Below are 18768 nucleotides of genomic sequence, written 5' to 3' on the forward strand. Positions count from 1 at the left end.
ATCTTTTAACAATTTTAAAAAAAGAAAGATTTAACTTTGAAAATATTACATTTTAGCGATACACATCTAGGTTTTAATGACCTAGATATTATAAATGAAAACAATATAAACCAAAGAGAAGCAGACTTTTATGATGCTTTTACTCAAGTAGTTGAGCAAATAAAACTGATTTTATTATCCATACGGGAGATTTGTTTCATAGAGCAAGTCCAAGTAATAGAGCAATTACTTATGCCTTACAAAAGTTCAATGAGATAAATGCTTTAAATATTCCATTTATTTTAATAGCTGGAAATCACTCAACTCCACGAACAAATCTTAGTTCTCCTATTTTAAAGATATTTGAAAACTTTAAAAATATCTATGTTTCATATAATCAAGAGTATAAAAAAATAGAGTTTGAAGATGTAGTATTTCATACCTTACCACATATGAATGATGAAAATATTGCATGTGAGCAAATAAACTTTTGTGAAGCAAATATAGACGAAAACAAAAAAAATGTCATGATGATGCACTGTTCAGTTGGTGCTTGGTATTTGATGAGTGAGTTTGGAGAGTGGGTATATCCATCAAACAAAGAGTATATATTTGAAAAGATGGATTATGTAGCTCTTGGGCATTGGCATGGTTTTGGAAAAGTTGGAAAGTATGAAAATGTTTATTATAGTGGAAGCGTTGAGCGAACAAGTCTAAATGATAAACGAAACTCAAAAGGTTTTATCGTTGCAACTATAAAAGATACACTTACTATAGACTATAAAGAAATAAACATAAGAGCTATACGACAAAAAGAGATAGATTGTGAAGATTATGAAGTTTCAATACAAGCTTTAGATACAAGTGATTGCAAAAATGCTATAGTAGAAGTAAAACTAATAAATCTTACACCACTTTCTTCAATAGATATTCAAAACAAACAAATCAAAGAGTTATTTCCAACTGCTTTAAGTGTTAGTATAAAAAGAGAGTTTAAAAAAGATACTACCTCATCAAATATTGATAATCTTGAAGCTATATCACTTGAAGAGTATTTTTTAGAGCATATAAAAGAGAGTTGTAATGACCTAGAGTATGAAAGACTAAAACAAAAGACACAAGAATTATTTTCTAAGTATGAAGAGGTAAGTTATGATACTAACTAAACTAAAACTAGAAAACTTTAAAAAGTATAACTCTTTTGAAATCTCTTTTGATTTAGGACTTATAGGAATCATAGGGAAAAATGGTAGTGGAAAATCTACTATTTTTGAAGCTATCTTATTTGCCTTATATGGAGAACTAAGAAACAAAGGTGATAAAGAAGTAGTAAGAAATGCAAATGCAACTTCAAAAGATATTGTAAGTGTTGAACTTGATTTTGAAATAGGTGAGAGTATATATAAAATCATCAGAGAGTTTAGAGGAAAGACATTAAGTGCAAATGCAAAACTATATAAAAACGAAGAACTTATAACAACAGGTGCAAAAGAAGTAACCACAACTATTTCAAATCTAACAAAGATGAGTAAAGATGCTTTTATGCATACACTGTTTGCTAGTCAAAAAGAACTTACAAGTTTAAGTAATAGTAAACCAGAAGATAGAAAAAAGATGATTAGAAAACTTCTAGGTCTTGAAAAGATTGATTTTGTAGAAAAAGAGTTAGTAGAAAAGAGTAGGGAGTTAAAACGAGAGATAGATGCTTTTAAAGAAGTATTATTAAGTAGTGAAGAGATAACTATAAAAAAAGAGAATATAGTTGAACAAACAGCTCAAAAAGAGGAGTTTTTAAAAGAGATAGATAAACAAAGTTTAGTTTTAGAAGAGTTAAATCAAAAAGTTTCTACAATAAAACAAGAGTTAGAACTATTTACAAAAACAAAAGAGCAAAAGCAAAGTTTAAAAGCTAGATGTGAACTTCTAACAAATACAATCAATTCTCACCAAAAAGCTCAAGAAAAACTACAAAATGAGCTAAATACACTATATACAAAACAAGAAGAGTTAAAAGGCTTACAAACTATAAAGCAAGAGTATATAAATCTACATGAAACTCTAAAAGAGCAAGATAAGCTAAAAGAGTATAGTCTAAGAAAAGATGGATTACTTTTAGAGCAAAAAGAGTTAAGAGAACAATACACAAAAGCAAAGGATAGTATAAAGGTATTAGAGTTTGAAACAAAAGAGCATTTAGAGTTAGTAGAAAAAGAAAAAGAGTTAGATAAGAGTATAGAAAAGTATAAACAATTACTAACAAATAAAGAATTAGATGAAAAAAGAGTAGTACAAGAAATAGCAGGTGAAGAGAAGCTAATAGCAGATATAAAAAAGAAAATAGAAAATATTACAACACTTGGACGTGAATCAAACTGTCCAACTTGTACAAGACCACTTTTAGATGAGTATGATAGTGTTATATTCTCCCTTGAACAAATAGTGCTAAATACACAAAATACAAAGATAGATACTGCAAAAGAGCAATTAGCAAATATAAAAGAAGAAAAAGAAAAACTAGAAGAACAACAAAAAGCATATATAAAAGAGCATTTTGAAATCTCTAAAAAGATAAACCTAATAGAAAATAAAAAAAGAGATTTATTAGCCTTAAAAGAGCATTTTGAAAAAGTGACACAAAAGGGAGTAAAAAACAAAGAGGAGTTAGCAAAACTTGAAATCTATAGTTATGATAAGAACTTACATGAAGAACTACTTTTAAAACAAAAAGAGTTAAAAACTAAGTATGAGTATATACTCTCACTTGAAACTATGTTAAAAAGAGTTGATACTATAAAAGAGGAGTTACAAACTTCTATTCATAATCAAGATAAATACAATTTAGAACTTCTACAAAAAGATTTAGAGTATAAAGCTATATACTATGATGAGGTAAAACATCAAGAAAAATCAAAAGAGTTTGATGAGGTACAAAAACAAAAAGATAGTCTAATAAGTCTAATAAATGATTTAAAAGTAAAAATAGCAACTATAGAAGGACAAATCAAAACTATACAAGAGAGTTTATCAAACAATGAAACTCAACTAAAAAAAGTACAAACAAAAAAAGATGACCTAAATGACTATGAAAAAATCAAAATAAATCTAGCAGAGTTTAAAACAAAACTAAACTCAAAAGTAGCTCCAAGAATCTCCGATATTGCTTCAAATATGTTTGCCCAAATCACAAAAGGCAAATACCAACACATAGAAGTATCAAATGACTTTGATTTTTATATTTACGATGAAGGTAAAAGATATCCAATAGAACGATTTAGTGGTGGAGAAATAGACCTTGCAAACTTAGTTTTAAGAATCGCTATTTCAAAAACTTTGAGTGAACTAAGCGGTGCAAATAGTGTAGAGTTTTTGGCTTTTGATGAAGTTTTTGGAAGTCAAGATGATACGAGAAGAATGGAAATACTTGAAGCCTTTCATACAATTAAAGAACAATATAGACAAATATTTTTAATCAGCCATGAAATGGAGATAAAAGAGATGTTTGAGCGGGTTGTGGAAGTTTAGGAAATAATTAGAATAAAAGGATATATTTATGAATAAATATGAAAGTTAAAGTTATGATTAAAAAAAATATAAGTATAAAAATAAAAAAACATTGATTAAAAAGGTAGAACATGGGAACATATGAATTAGACAGATTAAATAATAATGAATTTGAACATTTGGTTCAATCTCTTTCAACAAAAATATTTGATTATAAAAATATTGTATTTGGAAGTGGACCTGATGGAGCGAGAGAAGCAACTTTTGAGGGAAATTGTATCATTAATGAAGAGACTACAAAAGGTTATCATGTTATTCAGGCTAAGTTTAAAGAATGTTCATGTCCTAAGGATAATTTAGATTGGAAATGGGCTGAAAATGAATTTAAGAAAGAAATGGAAAAATTTGAAAATAAAGATAGAGATTTAAAAACTCCTGACGTTTATCTTTTTTTTACAAATATAAGATTTACTTCAGTAAGCAAGACAGGAGGAAGAGATAAAATTGAAAAGTTTAAACAAACTTATGTTCATTTAATTCCAGATATTAAAATATATGGTTACGATGAAATTTGTAAGTTTTTAGATAATAATAGGGATGTTGCAACATCATATGCTAGTTTTATTTTATCTGGTGATATTTTACAAGAATTGTATAAATCAATACAAATCAATGAGAAAAAAGATCAAAATATTTTATATAGATTTTTAAACAAAGAATTTGAAGAAGATTTATATTCAAAATTAGAACAAGCAAATGAATTAACAGATAAAAAAATTAACTTAGATAAAGTATTTGTTGATTTAAGTATTAGTAAAGATAGTCTATTTGAAGATGATAGTCAAAAATTTGTTCAATATTGTATTGATACTGGTAATAAAATTTGGAAAAATAATCAATATAAAATGGTTTTTATAGGTGGACCAGGACAAGGTAAGTCAACTGTAACTCAGTTTTTAACTCAAATATATCGAGTTCATTTTTTAAAGAATTTTAACAAAAAGTTGTCAGATAATAGTAGAAATTTTTTAGATCAAAATATGAATCTTGATACACATCCTAAATGTTATCGGTTTCCAATTAGAATTATATTAAGTGATTATTCAGAATGGTTAAATAATCAAAAAAAAGATGCTTTATCATTTTCTATACTTTCTTATATTCAATATAGAATTGAGTATCGAGCAGATGAAAAATTTAGTGAATTTGGTAATTTTAGGATTTTTTTAGAAAAATTATCATTTTTATTTATATTTGATGGTTTAGATGAAGTTCCATCTACTTCAAATAGAGGAGAAGTAATTGCTGAAATTGATAATTTTATAAATAATGAATTAAAAACAATTTGTTGTGATGCAATAATTATTGCAACTACAAGACCTCAAGGTTATTCTCATGAATTTAATGAATCAAATTTTGAACATTTTAAACTTAATGATTTAGATGATGAAACTTGTTTAAAATATTTAGAAAATCTTCTTTATAATACTGTAAACTCAGAGGATGATAGAAATAGTCAATTAAAAATTTTAAAAGAAGCATTGAGTACAGAAGTAACTTCAAATATCATGAGAACACCTCTTCAAGCTACAATAATGGCTATCTTAGTAAAAAGTGGAGGTAAGCCATCAAAAGATAAGTTTTCACTTTTTAATGATTATTATCAAACGATGTTAAAAAGAGAAAAGCAGAAAAATGTTTTAAAAATAATTAGTGAACATGAAGATTATATTAATGAAATACATTATTTATTGGGTAATAACTTACAACTTTCTTCTCAAAGTCAAGAAAATTCTTCTTCATATATTGAAATAAGTAGTTTTCAAGATTTGATAGAAGATTATTTTACCAAGCAAGAGATAGAAGAAATAGATAAGAAAAAGTATACACTTGAGATTATGGAAGCAATAACAGATAGATTGGTATTTATAACAGAAAACCAAGATAATAAAATTGGATTTGCAATACGTTCAACACAAGAATATTTTTCTGCGATGTATAATGTACATAATAAGAGTGATCAAGAAGTTACAAAAAATATAAAAGTTATTTCAGAAAGTATTTATTGGAGAAATATATTTATATTTATGATCGGGTATATAGCGAAAAATAAAGATTATTTATTAGACTCTTTAGATTCATATTTAGGAGAATTAAATGGTTCAGATATTGATTTTAAAGAGGTTTCATTAAGTAAATCTTCTAAATATGGAGCTTTGTTATCTCTTGAGATATTATCTGAATCAATACTTTCAAATCGGCCAAAACAAGAAAATAAATTTATAAAACATTTACAAGAATTGACCAATATAATTGCACCTGATAATATAAAACATTTACTACAAAAATTAAGATTTAAAATTATTGACAATGGAATGACAGATATTTTACAAAAGGGTTTACAGTCAAGTTTATTAGCTAATAGACTGAGTAGTTGGAATATTCTTGCTATATTATCGGAAAATAATAAGGATTTACTTCCAAAATTTTATAATTATTGGCCAATTGATGAAAAAGAAGAGTTATATTGTTTAAATTTATTTGTTGATAATAGTGTCTTTAATGAATTTATTTTAGAGAAGTATTACAAATATTTTGATTGGAAATATGAGAAAAATCTTCCAAATATGTTTTTTGAGTTTGATTTTATTGAAGCATTAATAAAATCAGAAAGTTTACATTCAAATATTAAAGCAAAATATTTTTTAGCTGAATATCTTTTTTTTAATATTCAAAGATATTCTGAAGAAAAAATATCAGAATATTTTTTGAGGTTATTAAATATTGAAACAGATATAAAATATAACAGTTTATTTGAAGAAAATAAATTTTTGATACAAATTGGTCCTTTTGAAGCTTCCATAAAAAATATAAAAGATTTAAGACAGAATAAATTGTTAATAGATCTCTGTGAAATAACTTCTATAAGTAATGAGTTATCTCTACTTAATAAAATTTTTAATTATTTACTTGAACCCACATTAAAAACATTAAATGATGTTTTTTATGTAATAAAATCAAAAATACAATTTATAATAAATACAAATTCTTTAGAATATAATTGGCAGTTAAAATATGTTATATCTAAATTGATTGAAAAAATTCCAGATGATGAAATATTACAAAGTATATCAACATGGGGAAATTCTTTAGAAGAATTTAAAATATATGAAAAAGAATTAAATAATACAGATAAAGTATTATTTAATATTGATTTTTTAGAGTTAATTTATTCACATAGAAATGCAAAAAAAGTATCTTTTATTGATTTTTATGAACAATTTGATATTGAAAAAAATCCAAAATTATTTGAATATTTTTTATTATCATTTGTACTAGAAAATAGATCAGTAAATATACAAGATGAAAAAAAAGCTGGATTTCTTCAAAATATTTTTAAAATATTAAAGGATAATAATAAAGATTCATTTAATATTAATCTTAACTCTTTATCTTTAGTATTAATAATTGCATTAATAGATAAAAAACATTTATATGAATTAAAAATTGATTTTACAATTTTTAATTTAGATTATCGTTTGTCAATTCTCAGGGAAGAATTACTTGAGTTAGCAATCAAAAAAATTATTGATACTATAAGCTTTTATCAAGAAGAAACCGATTTGATAAAAATTGTATTTCAAATTATAATTAATCAAAGAAGATATAGAATAATAGGTTCTAGTATTTCCTATAATATTCTTTTTGAACTAGAATACAATAAATTAGAATTAAAAACTTATGGTTATTTATTATCATTAATTGACCCAAAAGTAAATACTAATACTCAAACAATGAAGGCAATAACAATTTTTTTAATTTCAAATATTAAATCAAATAATGATATATTAAAGTTCACACAAAGAATTATTAGTAATTTTTCTTTAAAAGGAGATTTAATTGAATATTTATTACTTGAAATGTATAAATGTTTAAAGAAAGATAATGTTGATGATTGTATATTAGTTTCTAAATATGAGAATACTTTTCGAGATATATTTGAGAATAAAATTATTAAATAATAGATTAAACCAATTCCCTGACTTCGGGGAAATGGTTTAAAATACTTTTATCATATAAAAATTGGGAGTAACAAAATGAGTGATTTTCAAAAATACATAGAAAAAAGAAAATCACAAAATAAATGAGTTAAAAGATTTTGATATTTCTGAATATTTAGACAATCAAGAAATAAGAGATGAATACTTAGCACAAGTATTAAAAAATGGTGACAAAGATGAAATATCAAAAGCCATTGAAAATATTGAAAAAGCTGAAACTTTAAAATCGTAAATATAAAAGCAAATTAGATATAATTATTTCATTAAGGATTGAAAATGACTCAAGATATAATCATTAACTATTTAACAGAACATAAAGAGCAATTCAAAAAAGATTTTGGTATTACAAAAATCGGTCTTTTTGGCTCATACGCTAGAAATGAAGCCAAAAATGATAGTGATATTGACATATTAATCGAATTAAAAAAAGATTTAACAGATATTTATGAAAAAAAATCTTTATTAAAAGAGATTATGGAAAAAGCATTTGATAAAAAAGTAGATATTGCAAGGGAAAAATACCTAAAACCTCTTGTAAAAGATGAAGTTTTAAAAGAAGTAAAATATGTCTAAAATAAAACTAGAATACCACCAAGAAATAGACAACAAAATAGTAAAAAAGGAGTTAGAATTTGAAGAGGATTTGATAAAAGTTCCATACTCTAAGACTTCACTTTTTGTCTCAAAAGTAGAAGGTAAATCTATGCAACCAGTTATTTCTGATAACTCTTTGGTTGTTGCTGATTTATCTCAAAAAGAGTTTGAAAATGAAGCTATATTTTTGATTTATAAAGATGATAATATGTGGATAAAAAAAGCTAGTCTTATAGAGCAAAAAGAGTTTTTTGTATCTATAAATCCTGATTTTTCTCATCTTGTTTATAAAAAAGAGGATTGTAGAATCATCGCAAAAGTTTTGATATATTTTGAAAATGAAAACTAATCAAATAATCATATTTTACGATGAAGAGTGTCCTTTTTGTAAAAATTACACAAACTTTTTGAAGCTAAAAAAGAGTTTTGATTTAAAACTAATAGATGCTAGAAAAAGTAAAATAGAACTAGAAAATATTTGCAAAAACCTTGATATAAACGATGGTTTTATAGTTGTATATGAAAATGATTGTTTTCAAGGAGCTAAGGCTTTAGAATTTTTAAACAGTGCAGTTGATAAAACTATGATTTTGGGAAAATTGCATTTTTTCTTTGCTTATGAAAATACTTTTTCAAAACTTTTATATAAAATTCTTTTTATTTTGAGAAAATTTATACTTTTTATTTTAAGAAAAGATAGCAAAATCTAATCTTTTCTTAATAGTCAAAATCACTCATAAAAAGAGTCTATATTTTTTTTGTGTCTATTTGCCCACTCTTCAAAACTCAAAGCAGACTCTTTTTTAACTTTTTCTTTACACTCTTGATATATCTCTTCAGCTTTATCTTTTGGAATAACTGCAATTCCTTCTTCATCAGCAACTATTATATCACCTGGATTTACATTTATTCCACCTGCAATTATTGGTGTATTTACGGGAACAGCTTGTTTTTTTGTTCCTGGCATTGCTAAAACACCACGTCCAAACATTGGAATTCTTTTTTCTCTAATCTCTGCTATATCCCTTACAACACCATCAATCACAAAACCTACAATTCCTCTGTTATACGCAATAGTGGCTACATTTCCACCAATTACTGCATAATCCATTGTATTTGATTGGGCTACGATTATAGAACCAACTGGTGCTTCATAAATAGCTCTATGAAGTGCTAAATTTTCTCCTGCAACCATATTTACAGTAAATGCAGGACCTGAGATTCTAGGAATATTTGACCAAAGTTCTTTTATTCCAGCATCCATAAAACTTTCTCTTTTTAAAGTTCCTGCATAATCACAAGGTGAAATTTCACTAAATTTTTTATAATCCACATATTCTCCTTATTATTGGTAAGAAATATTACACTATTAAAATAAAAAGTTGCAAATACTTAGAAAATCAATAATACAATTTTCATTATCAATAGGATAAAATAAGATATGTCAAATACAAAAACACTACATCACAGAAATTTTCATAACAATAGATATGATTTTACTACTTTAATAAAATCTCAAGATAGCCTAAAAGAGTTTGTAAAACCAAATAAATATGGTGATTTATCAATAGACTTTGCAAATCCTGATGCTGTTATTGCTTTAAATAAAGCCTTATTATCGCATTTTTATGGGATTAAGAATTGGGAAATTCCAAAAGGATATTTATGTCCTCCAATTCCTGGACGAGCTGATTATATACATCATATTGCGGATTTATTAGCTTTAAGTAACAATGGAAAAATTCCTAAAGGAAAAGCTATAAAAGGTTTAGATGTTGGAGTTGGAGCAAATTGTATTTATCCTATTATTGGTGTTAGCGTTTATGGTTGGCAGTTTTTAGGAAGTGATATAGAAAAAAATTCTATTGAATCAGTTTTAAATATCATAAATTCAAATGAAATTTTAAAAGAAAATATCAAAGTATTACAGCAAGAAAATCCTTCTAATATTTTTGTAAATATTATCAATAAAGATGAAAAATATGATTTTACTTTATGCAATCCTCCTTTTCATAAATCATTAGATGAAGCATTAGCAGGAAATAAAATAAAAGTTCAAAATCTTACAAAACAAAAAAGTACAAAAAGTGCTCTAAATTTTGGTGGAAAAAACAATGAACTTTGGTGCGAAGGTGGAGAAATAGTATTTATTAAAAATATGATAAAAGAGAGTTTAGAGTTTTCAAAAAACTGTTTATGGTTTACAACTCTTGTATCAAAAAAAGAGAATCTTTCTTTTATTTATAAAGCTTTAAAAGATGCAAAAGCAGTAGAAGTAAAAACAATAGAAATGGCTCACGGTCAAAAAATAAGTAGAATAGTAGCTTGGACTTTTTTATCAAAAGATGAGCAAAAAACTTGGGCTAAAAATAGAGTAAATTAATCTACGCCCAATATTTTAAAATACTCAACTCTGCTTATTTCACTAGCTCCCAAACTTGCTAGATGGTCGTTGTAAACTTGACAATCTATGATTTTGATTTCATTTTCTTTTGCCCATTGGCAAAGATGATAAAAAGCAACTTTTGAAGCATCAGTTACCTTTGCAAACATACTTTCACCACAAAAAATATCACCAATAACAAGTCCATAAAGTCCACCAACTAACTCATCATCCAAATATGTTTCAATAGAAAAAGCAATTTCTAGTTCATGCAAATTTGTATAAGCTTGAATAAACTCTTCACTTATCCAAGTGCTATCTTCATGTTTTCGTTTAATTTCGGCACATTCACGCATAACTTTTTCAAAGTTTTCATTTGATTTGACAACAAAACCTTTGTTTGTAATAGATTTTTTTAGGCTTTTTGATACTTTCATTTCATTTGGATTTAAAACCATTCTTTTATTTGGAGAAAACCAATGAATATAACCATAATCGTCAATATACCAAGGAAAAATCCCATTTTCATAAGCATTTATAAGTCTTTGAGGATGAAAGTCACCACCAACAGCAACCAAATCATCTTTCATCATCTCTAAAGTTGGAAAATCAAAGTTATCATCATCTAATAAATAGATTTTATATTTTTTATCAAGTAATTTCATATTTGTATTTTATTGAAAAAAATGTTAATATCCGACCAATTTAAAAGAAAAAGATAGGAATTTATGGCAAATAGTTATAAAAGAATAGATGCACATCTGTCTAGTTTGGGATATTGTACACGAGGTGAAGCAAAAAAGTTTTTGAGAATTTTTGAAGTTTTAGTAAAAGACAAAAGAGTTTTTGACCCATCTTTAAAAGCATATCATGATGATATCAAAATTAATGGTGAGCCAATAGATGCTGAAACAATCACTATTTTATTAAATAAACCAAATGGTTTTATTTGCTCTCATAATGATGCAGGAAGTTTGATTTATTCTTTAATTCCACAACGTTGGAATAGAAGAAATCCAAAAATCTCTACAGTTGGAAGACTTGATGTTGATACAACAGGAGCTATTATTTTAACAGATGATGGAGACTTAAATCATAGATTAACAAGTCCAAAAAGTGATGTTGTAAAAGTTTATGAAGCTACACTTGCAAAACCACTAAAAGGTGATGAAGCCCAAATCTTTGCAAGTGGAGAACTTATGCTAAATGGTGAAAAAAAACCTTTACTTTCCGCCAAACTTGAAATTATAACTCCAACACAAGTGAAACTTGAAATTGTTGAGGGAAAATATCATCAAGTAAAAAGAATGTTTGCAGCAGTAGGAAATAGGGTAGTTAAACTTCATAGATTAAATTTTGCAGGATTTGATGTAGAAGATTTAAAAGAGGGTGAGTATAAGTTTATAAAACTTTAACACTCCTCTTTTTTTGTTATTGTCCAATCTTTATTTTCTTCTTGAAGTTTATCTATTTGTTTTTGAGTTAAGTCAAGATACTTCATAATTTTTCCATCAAAAATAATACAAGGGAAAACTTCCTCTTTTTTAAAGAGATTTTTTATACTTTCAAACATAATAACTCTTAGTAAAATTTTGCTTTTATTTTATTTTCTAATTCTTGCACAGTTTCAATTGCATCTTTTTCATGATTTGAAAATCCCCAGTTTACTAAAACTGAATCAACACCTGCATTTGTAGCAGCCATAATATCTTTGTAAGAATCACCAATTAGTTGTGCATTATGTTTTTGTATATTATGTTTATCTAAAATTTTATAAACCATTTCAGGATGTGGTTTTGGATTTTTTACACTGTCATAACCTAAAATAGTTGAAAAATATTTTGCTAAACCTACATGATTTAGCATCTTATATGCATAAGTTGAGTTTGCATTTGTTGCAACTGCAAGTGTAAAATCACCTTTTAAATCTTCAATTAGTTTAGTAATACCATCATAAACAGCCAAATCACTTAAACAGTGTTGATTATAATACTCTTCAAAAAGTTTTGTTTGTTCTTGTGTAAACTCTTTTGTTCCATAAAAAAACTCTGCTGAGTTTATAGTTGGGTCATTTACTTTTTCTAAAATATGATTTTTTTCTAATTTTTCAAAACCTAAATTTTCTCGTACATAATTTATAGTATTTGTAATGGCAAATCCACTATCAATCAATGTTCCGTCCATATCAAACATTATTAGACGCATTAAATTCCTTTTTTCTTTTGATTTTTTATTATATTATTAAAAATATAAGTAAATAGTTAAAAAAAATAAACAAATAGGAGAACTTTTATCTTATTTTAATATTTGAACTGATATTATTCTTCCATAGGATATTTGTATTAAATCCTCCTACTACTAAATACATATGATTTTGTATCCTATACTCTGAAATAGATTTGAATACAGGCTTTACAGTTTTTCCCTCTGTAAAGCCTTTTTTTATGCCTTAATAATCTGAATTTTATAAACAAGTGAATATAATACGGCTAAAATTTGGGAGTTCCAATTGAAAAAAATCTTACCTTTTTTTACAATAATAGTAATAATTGCCATCATTGTTATAATATTTTTATCAATGTCAAATAGTAAACAAATGGTTGTTTTAAAAGAGGGTAATATTACTCAAACACCACTTGATATAGTTTTAGGAAAATATCAAGATAGTGATTGTGGGATGATTATTGATAATCTTGATTATGTTTCTCAAGTTGTAGCTCCTGATGGTAAAACTTGGTTTTTCCATGACCACGGTGGAATGGCAAATTGGTTAAAAGATAAAGCTTTTAAAGATGAAGCAAAAATTTGGGTTAGAACTATCGATACAAAAAAATATATAGATGGAAGAACGGCTTGGTATAGTCAAACAGATATAACTCCTATGAGATACGGATTTGGTGCTTATGAAAATAAACAAGATGGATTTATTACTTTTGAAGAGATGAGTTTAAAAATGCTTCGAGGTGAAACTATGGCAAATCCAGTTTACAAAAAAGAATTATTAGGTAAATAATGGAAGCAATTAGTATTATAACTATTATTTCAATAGCTTTTTTAGGTTCATTTGGTCATTGTGTTGGAATGTGTGGAGGAATTGTTATCGCATATTCAAGTACAAAAATAAAAGCTGAGTGGTCAAAACAAGTTCAAGCTATTGCTCATTTATTGTACTCTTTTGGAAGAATTACAACTTATATGATATTGGGAGCTTTATTTGGTCTTGTTGGTGGAGTTGTGACTTTTGATAATCTTACAAGTGGGATATTTTTACTTATAACTGGATTTATGATGGTTTTAGTTGGACTTTCACTTCTTGGTAAAATTAAATTTTTAACAATGCTTGAACATAGTTGCTCAAAATCATCTTTTTATCAAAAAACATTTAAATCACTTTTAGGTTCAGATTCTTTATTTAGTTTTTATCTTTTAGGTATGCTAAATGGACTACTTCCATGTGGTTTTGTATATGTTTTTGCAATTACAGCAGCTAGTACAGGAAGTGCATTTTGGGGTGCATTTGTAATGCTGATTTTTGGACTTAGTACAATACCTGCACTTTTTTCTCTTGGTTTTTTTGTTGGACTTTTCAAACAATCAAATTTAAGAGATTTATTTATTAAACTTGCTTCAATTTTAGTAATTGCTTTTGGAATATACATAGGATATATCGGTTATGAATATCTAACAGATCCTACAAAATCAATTTTAAGTTGTCATATATAAATCAACAAAATAAATTTTATAAAGGAGGAAATAATGATCAGTAAAAATAGAAAATACTTTAGTCTTTTCGGAATTTTAGCTGCGACTGTAGATAAAAAAATACAATCAATAAATTGTATGATTCATTCTATTTTATCAAAAATGCCAAAAATTACTAAACAATTGTTACAAAAACAATTAAAACCAATCAAATTATATTCAACAAATAACATATAAATAATAATTTAGGAAAATTAATAATGCAAAAAAAATTATCTATAAGCTTAGTTGCAAGCTTTCTAATAGCAACAAACCTTTTCTCAGCTCAAGATTTAGAAACAATCACAGTTACAAGTGCTACAAAGTCAGAACAATCAATCAAAGATGTTACTTCAAATGTTGAAGTTATAACAAAAGAAGAAATTGAAGAAAGACACTTCACAACAGTTGTTGAAGCTTTAAATACAGTTCCTGGAATCTCTTTTACAAGTAATGGAGGAATGGGAAATACAACTTCTGTTTTTTTAAGAGGTATGGATTCTAAAAGAATTTTAGTTTTAATTGATGGAGTAAAATATCAAGACCCTTCAAATACAAGTGGAGCAGCTTTTTCTCATCTTATGATTTCAGATATTGAAAGAATAGAAGTAATCAAAGGTGCACAATCAAGTGTTTGGGGAGCAGATGCAAGTGCTGGAGTTATAAATATAATTACAAAAGAGGCAAAAAAAGGTGCTCATGCAGATGTAAATGTAGAAGCTGGAAGTTTTAATACAAAAAAATATGGAATGTCAGTATCAAATAAAACTGATAAATATAGTGTAAAATTGTCAGCAGATAGAGTTTTAACAGATGGTTTCTCATCTCAAGCACCTTATGGTGATAGAGTTGATGATTATGAAAAAGATGGTTATAGAAATACAACAGTTAATTTAAAAGGTTCATATAATATCACAGATGAAGATATTTTAAGTGTAAATTACAATCATATAAACTCTTTAGTTGAATATGATGACTGGAATGCACCTGATGCACTGTTACATTCTGATAATGAATCAAATTTATATTCTGTTGGTTATAACAAGATTTATAAAAATCATAATATAAAACTAAAATATGATATATCTAAATTTGAAAAAGAAGAACTTGAAGCTACAAGTGCATGGCAAGTAAGAGATTTTAATGGAAAAGTTAAACTTTTGGATTTAACAGATAATATTTCTTATTTTGATAAAGATAATTTTTTAATTGGTTTATCTCATGAAAAAACAGAAGTTGATTATATAAAAGGTGATGATTCATCAAATAAAGATGATAATACAAATAAAGCAATTTATATAACAAATACAAACTATTTAGGTGATTTTGCACTTACTGAATCTTTAAGAAGAGATGATTATTCAAATTTTGGTTCAAAATATACAGGAAAAATTGGAGCTAAATATAGTGTAAATGAGGATTTATCTTTTAGTACAAATTATGGAACAGCATATAATGCACCAAATATTATAAATATGTTAAATCCTTGGGGAATTGCTAATCCTGATTTAGAACCTGAAAAAGTTAAAAGTTTTGATATATCATCAACATATAAAGATTTTACACTTACATATTTTAAAAATAAAATTGATAATCTTATAAATTGGCAATCTTCAAAATATCAAAATATTGCTGGAACTTCAACTATTGAAGGTTATGAAGCTAAATATACAAAAATGATAATTGAAGATTTATTATTAAATCTAAACTATACACATTTAAGTGCAAAAGATAGTAATGATGAAGATTTAGCAAGAAGACCAAAAAATCAAGTTGGTTTTGCTGTTGATTATTATGGACTTGATAAAGTACATTTTAATGTAAATGGATATTATGTTGGAAATAGATATGATGGCGCAAATAAAACTGGAACTGAAACTGGAAACTATACTTTATGGAATACAGTTGTAAATTATGAAATAAGCAAAAATTTCTCAACATATCTAAAAGTTGATAATTTATTTGATAAATATTATCAAACAGTTGATGGTTATGCCACTGCACAAAGAAGTGCATACATAGGTTTAAAGGCTTCTTTCTAATATGAAAAAAATTTTATTTATACTAATTTTTTGTATAAATTTGTTGGCAGAAGAGAGAATTGTAACTCTCTCTCCATCAATAAATGAAATTGTATTTGCTTTAGGTGTTGGAAAAAATGTAGTTGCAAATACAAATTTTTGTGATTATCCTGAAGAATCAAAGAATGTTACAAAAATTGGTGGATATAACAATATCTCTTTAGAAAAGATATTGAAATTAAAACCAACAGTTGTAATAGGGCAAGATTATGATGAAAAACTAAATTCAAATTTAAAAGCTTTGGGTATTAAAACTTTGATTTATAAAACAAATACAATAAATACTATTCAAAATACTATAAATGATTTAGGTGATTTTTTTGATAAAAAAGATAAAGCAAAAGAGTTAAATATGAATATAACAAATGCTTTAAATTCTTTAAATTCAATAGTTGAAAATAAGAAATTCTTGATTGTTATAAGTCCACAAACCACTCTTTCTAATCAAATTTATATAACAGGGAATTATATCTATTTTGAAGATGTTATAAAAGCAAGTGGAAATCAAAATGCTTATTATTCAAAAAATCATGCGCAACCTGTTGTAAATACAGAAAAAATTATAAATATGAATCCTGATATAATTGTTTTATTAACTCCATTTTTAGAAGGCGATAAAAAATCTCAAAATGAGATTATCAAAATTTGGAAAGATTTACCAATAAATGCATCAAAAAATGATAATATTTATACTATCGATAAATTATACGCTGGAATACCAAGCCATAGAATAGAGTTTTTTATAAAAGATTTTAGGAAGATATTAGAAAATGTTAGAGATAAAAAATTACAATAGTTCAATTTTAAAAGATATTTCATTTGTTTTAAAAAAAGGTGAAAATCTAATAATTTTGGGCGAAAATGGTGCAGGAAAATCAACTTTAGCAAAAGTTTTATCAAATCTAATATCAAATGATAAGGTTTTACTTTTTGAAGAGAATATCTCAAAAATAGATGATTTAAAAAGAGCAAAACTTATAAATTATATTCCTCCAAAACTCTCTATTTTTGATGAATATATTACTTTAAAAGAGTTTTTAGAACTCTCAAGTGTTGATATAGTTGATAATAATAAAATAGATAAAATAATCTCTTTATTAAAACTTGAAAAATTAAAAAATAGGTTTTGCAAAGCTTTTAGTTCAGGTGAAAAGCAACTTTTACTTCTTGCAAGTGCAATTATGCATAATGCAAAAATAACGATTTTTGATGAATTAACAGCAAATTTAGATATAAGTAGATTAAAAGAAGTTTTTGAGATATTAAATTCAGATTTATTGGAGCAAAAAATAGTAATTACACATAATTTAGATTTAGCCTATGCACTAAAATATAAAGTTTTATTTGTAAAAAATGGAAAAATAGCGTTTTTTGATGAGCATGAAAAATTTTTTACAAATGAGAATTTAGAAAAATTTTATAATAAAACTATTTTAAAACTAGAAAACCATTTAGTAGTTAATTTATGAAAATTTTACTTTATTTTTTTAGTTTTATTATAGTTATTATTTCGCCATTTTTAGGTGAAGTAACTCTTAGTTTTAAAGAAATTTTTGATTCAACAAATAGTTCTTCTATGGTATTTTGGGATTTAAGAGTTTCTAGGATTTTATTGGCATTTTTTGTTGGAGGAATTTTATCTTTGAGTGGTTTGATTTTTCAAATCATTTTTAAAAATGAACTAATAACTCCATATACGTTGGGAATTGCAAGTGGAACTACACTTTTTACTGCAATTGGTATAGTTTTTGTTCCTTTTTTATCTTTGACAATTTCATCAATATTTGGCTCGATTATTACTATTTTGATTTTGTATTTTATTTCAAGAGTTATAAATAAAAACTCTGTTGCTGTTTCTACAAATTCAATTTTATTAATAGGAATTGCATTATCTTATTTTTATAGTTCTGCGTTGATGTTGGTTTTTTATATGAGTAATTTACAAGAAAACTATTCTATTGTTAGATTTACTCTTGGAAGTTTAGATACAGTTGGATTTACAAATAGTTTTATTCTTATGGTGGTAAGTTTTGTTTTTTATTTAATAATTTATTTGTATAAAGAAAAAATTAAACTACTTTTGATTTGTAATGATACTGCTTTTTTAAAAGGTCTAAATGTAAATAAAATAAATCTAATACTTTTGATTGTAGTTTCTTTAAGTGTTGGAATAAGCATAAGTTTTGTAGGTCCAATAGGTTTTATAGGATTAGTTATTCCTCATATAATTAAACTAATTTATAAACAAAGTGCTCATAATTTGATATTTCCAGTATTTTTCTTTGGAGGAATTTTTTTAGTATTTTCTGATTTAATTTCTAGAAATTTAAACACTGATTCAACTTTGCCTATTGGCGTTGTTACAGCTTTTATTGGAGCACCATTTTTTGTATATTTACTTATAAAAAGAAATAAAAAAGTATAAATT

The 18768-nt window shown here is 25.6% G+C and carries 20 protein-coding genes; 16 read left to right on the top strand and 4 right to left on the bottom strand.

The annotated features are described in order from the left end of the window. The first annotated feature begins 191 nt into the window (after positions 1–191). The 7 genes from ABLL_RS07370 to ABLL_RS07395 all read left to right on the top strand — a co-directional run bounded on the left by ABLL_RS07370 (position 192) and on the right by ABLL_RS07395 (position 8845). Complete coding sequence (locus ABLL_RS07370) at positions 192–1145, top strand: DNA exonuclease SbcCD subunit SbcD (protein WP_014474162.1); 954 nt, start codon at positions 192–194, stop codon at positions 1143–1145. Continuing rightward, positions 1132–3501 (top strand): ATP-binding protein, encoded by a 2370-nt coding sequence (locus ABLL_RS07375; protein ID WP_014474163.1) that lies wholly within the window; start codon positions 1132–1134, stop codon positions 3499–3501. The genes ABLL_RS07370 and ABLL_RS07375 overlap by 14 nt, the downstream gene beginning before the upstream one ends. A gap of 110 nt (positions 3502–3611) precedes the next feature. Continuing rightward, the gene (locus ABLL_RS07380) at positions 3612–7502 is read left to right on the top strand and encodes a hypothetical protein (protein ID WP_014474164.1); all 3891 of its coding nucleotides are present in this window, start codon (positions 3612–3614) and stop codon (positions 7500–7502) included. Between the two features lie 118 nt (positions 7503–7620). Then, positions 7621–7773, top strand: a complete 153-nt coding sequence (locus ABLL_RS15260) for a hypothetical protein (protein ID WP_371325619.1) — start codon at positions 7621–7623, stop codon at positions 7771–7773. A 44-nt stretch (positions 7774–7817) separates the two neighbouring features. Further along, positions 7818–8114: a nucleotidyltransferase family protein gene (locus ABLL_RS07385; RefSeq protein ID WP_014474165.1), complete on the top strand. Its 297-nt coding sequence runs from the start codon at positions 7818–7820 to the stop codon at positions 8112–8114. Then, positions 8107–8484, top strand: coding sequence for a S24 family peptidase (locus ABLL_RS07390; protein ID WP_014474166.1), 378 nt, complete (start codon positions 8107–8109; stop codon positions 8482–8484). Before ABLL_RS07385 ends, ABLL_RS07390 begins: the two co-directional genes overlap by 8 nt. Then, on the top strand, positions 8474–8845 hold the full coding sequence (locus ABLL_RS07395; protein WP_014474167.1) for a DCC1-like thiol-disulfide oxidoreductase family protein: 372 nt from the start codon (positions 8474–8476) through the stop codon (positions 8843–8845). The genes ABLL_RS07390 and ABLL_RS07395 overlap by 11 nt, the downstream gene beginning before the upstream one ends. A 20-nt stretch (positions 8846–8865) precedes the next feature. Here ABLL_RS07395 and ABLL_RS07400 read toward each other — a convergent pair whose 3' ends face one another. After that, positions 8866–9468: an RraA family protein gene (locus tag ABLL_RS07400; protein ID WP_014474168.1), complete on the bottom strand. Its 603-nt coding sequence runs from the start codon at positions 9466–9468 to the stop codon at positions 8866–8868. A 108-nt stretch (positions 9469–9576) separates the two neighbouring features. Between ABLL_RS07400 and rlmF the strand changes: the two genes are divergently transcribed. Next, the gene (gene rlmF / locus ABLL_RS07405; RefSeq protein ID WP_014474169.1) at positions 9577–10518 is read left to right on the top strand and encodes a 23S rRNA (adenine(1618)-N(6))-methyltransferase RlmF; all 942 of its coding nucleotides are present in this window, start codon (positions 9577–9579) and stop codon (positions 10516–10518) included. On the opposite strand, the gene aat is transcribed toward rlmF, so the two are convergent. After that, the gene (gene aat, locus ABLL_RS07410; protein ID WP_014474170.1) at positions 10515–11183 is read right to left on the bottom strand and encodes a leucyl/phenylalanyl-tRNA--protein transferase; all 669 of its coding nucleotides are present in this window, start codon (positions 11181–11183) and stop codon (positions 10515–10517) included. The two genes, rlmF and aat, sit on opposite strands and share 4 nt — an antisense overlap. Before the next feature lie 63 nt (positions 11184–11246). On the opposite strand from aat, the gene ABLL_RS07415 reads away from it, so the two are divergent. Beyond that, positions 11247–11933, top strand: coding sequence for a pseudouridine synthase (locus tag ABLL_RS07415; protein ID WP_014474171.1), 687 nt, complete (start codon positions 11247–11249; stop codon positions 11931–11933). Here ABLL_RS07415 and ABLL_RS15060 read toward each other — a convergent pair. After that, positions 11930–12091 carry a hypothetical protein gene (locus tag ABLL_RS15060; RefSeq protein ID WP_158310008.1) on the bottom strand — a complete coding sequence of 54 codons (162 nt, stop codon included), beginning with the start codon at positions 12089–12091 and terminating at the stop codon, positions 11930–11932. The two genes, ABLL_RS07415 and ABLL_RS15060, sit on opposite strands and share 4 nt — an antisense overlap. Positions 12092–12099: 8 nt before the next feature. After that, a complete protein-coding gene (locus ABLL_RS07420) occupies positions 12100–12723 on the bottom strand; it encodes an HAD family hydrolase (RefSeq protein ID WP_014474172.1) in 624 nt (207 codons plus the stop codon). A 304-nt stretch (positions 12724–13027) separates the two neighbouring features. On the opposite strand from ABLL_RS07420, the gene ABLL_RS07425 reads away from it, so the two are divergent. From ABLL_RS07425 to ABLL_RS07455, 7 genes are read left to right on the top strand one after another with little or no spacing between them, the layout of a single operon-like run. After that, positions 13028–13531: a hypothetical protein gene (locus tag ABLL_RS07425; protein WP_014474173.1), complete on the top strand. Its 504-nt coding sequence runs from the start codon at positions 13028–13030 to the stop codon at positions 13529–13531. Further along, positions 13531–14241, top strand: coding sequence for a sulfite exporter TauE/SafE family protein (locus tag ABLL_RS07430; RefSeq protein ID WP_014474174.1), 711 nt, complete (start codon positions 13531–13533; stop codon positions 14239–14241). Before ABLL_RS07425 ends, ABLL_RS07430 begins: the two co-directional genes overlap by 1 nt. Before the next feature lie 33 nt (positions 14242–14274). Further along, positions 14275–14457: a hypothetical protein gene (locus ABLL_RS07435; protein WP_014474175.1), complete on the top strand. Its 183-nt coding sequence runs from the start codon at positions 14275–14277 to the stop codon at positions 14455–14457. 23 nt (positions 14458–14480) lie between these two features. Then, positions 14481–16301, top strand: coding sequence for a TonB-dependent siderophore receptor (locus ABLL_RS07440; RefSeq protein ID WP_014474176.1), 1821 nt, complete (start codon positions 14481–14483; stop codon positions 16299–16301). Position 16302: 1 nt separating this feature from the next. Beyond that, positions 16303–17136 carry an ABC transporter substrate-binding protein gene (locus ABLL_RS07445; RefSeq protein WP_014474177.1) on the top strand — a complete coding sequence of 278 codons (834 nt, stop codon included), beginning with the start codon at positions 16303–16305 and terminating at the stop codon, positions 17134–17136. After that, positions 17111–17809 (top strand): ABC transporter ATP-binding protein, encoded by a 699-nt coding sequence (locus ABLL_RS07450; protein ID WP_014474178.1) that lies wholly within the window; start codon positions 17111–17113, stop codon positions 17807–17809. The genes ABLL_RS07445 and ABLL_RS07450 overlap by 26 nt, the downstream gene beginning before the upstream one ends. Beyond that, entirely contained in the window at positions 17806–18765 is a 960-nt protein-coding gene (locus tag ABLL_RS07455; protein ID WP_014474179.1) for an iron ABC transporter permease, read from the top strand. Before ABLL_RS07450 ends, ABLL_RS07455 begins: the two co-directional genes overlap by 4 nt. Positions 18766–18768: the final 3 nt, after the last annotated feature.

Source organism: Arcobacter sp. L (assembly GCF_000284235.1).
In the GTDB taxonomy this organism is placed as follows: Bacteria; Campylobacterota; Campylobacteria; order Campylobacterales; family Arcobacteraceae; genus Aliarcobacter; species Aliarcobacter defluvii.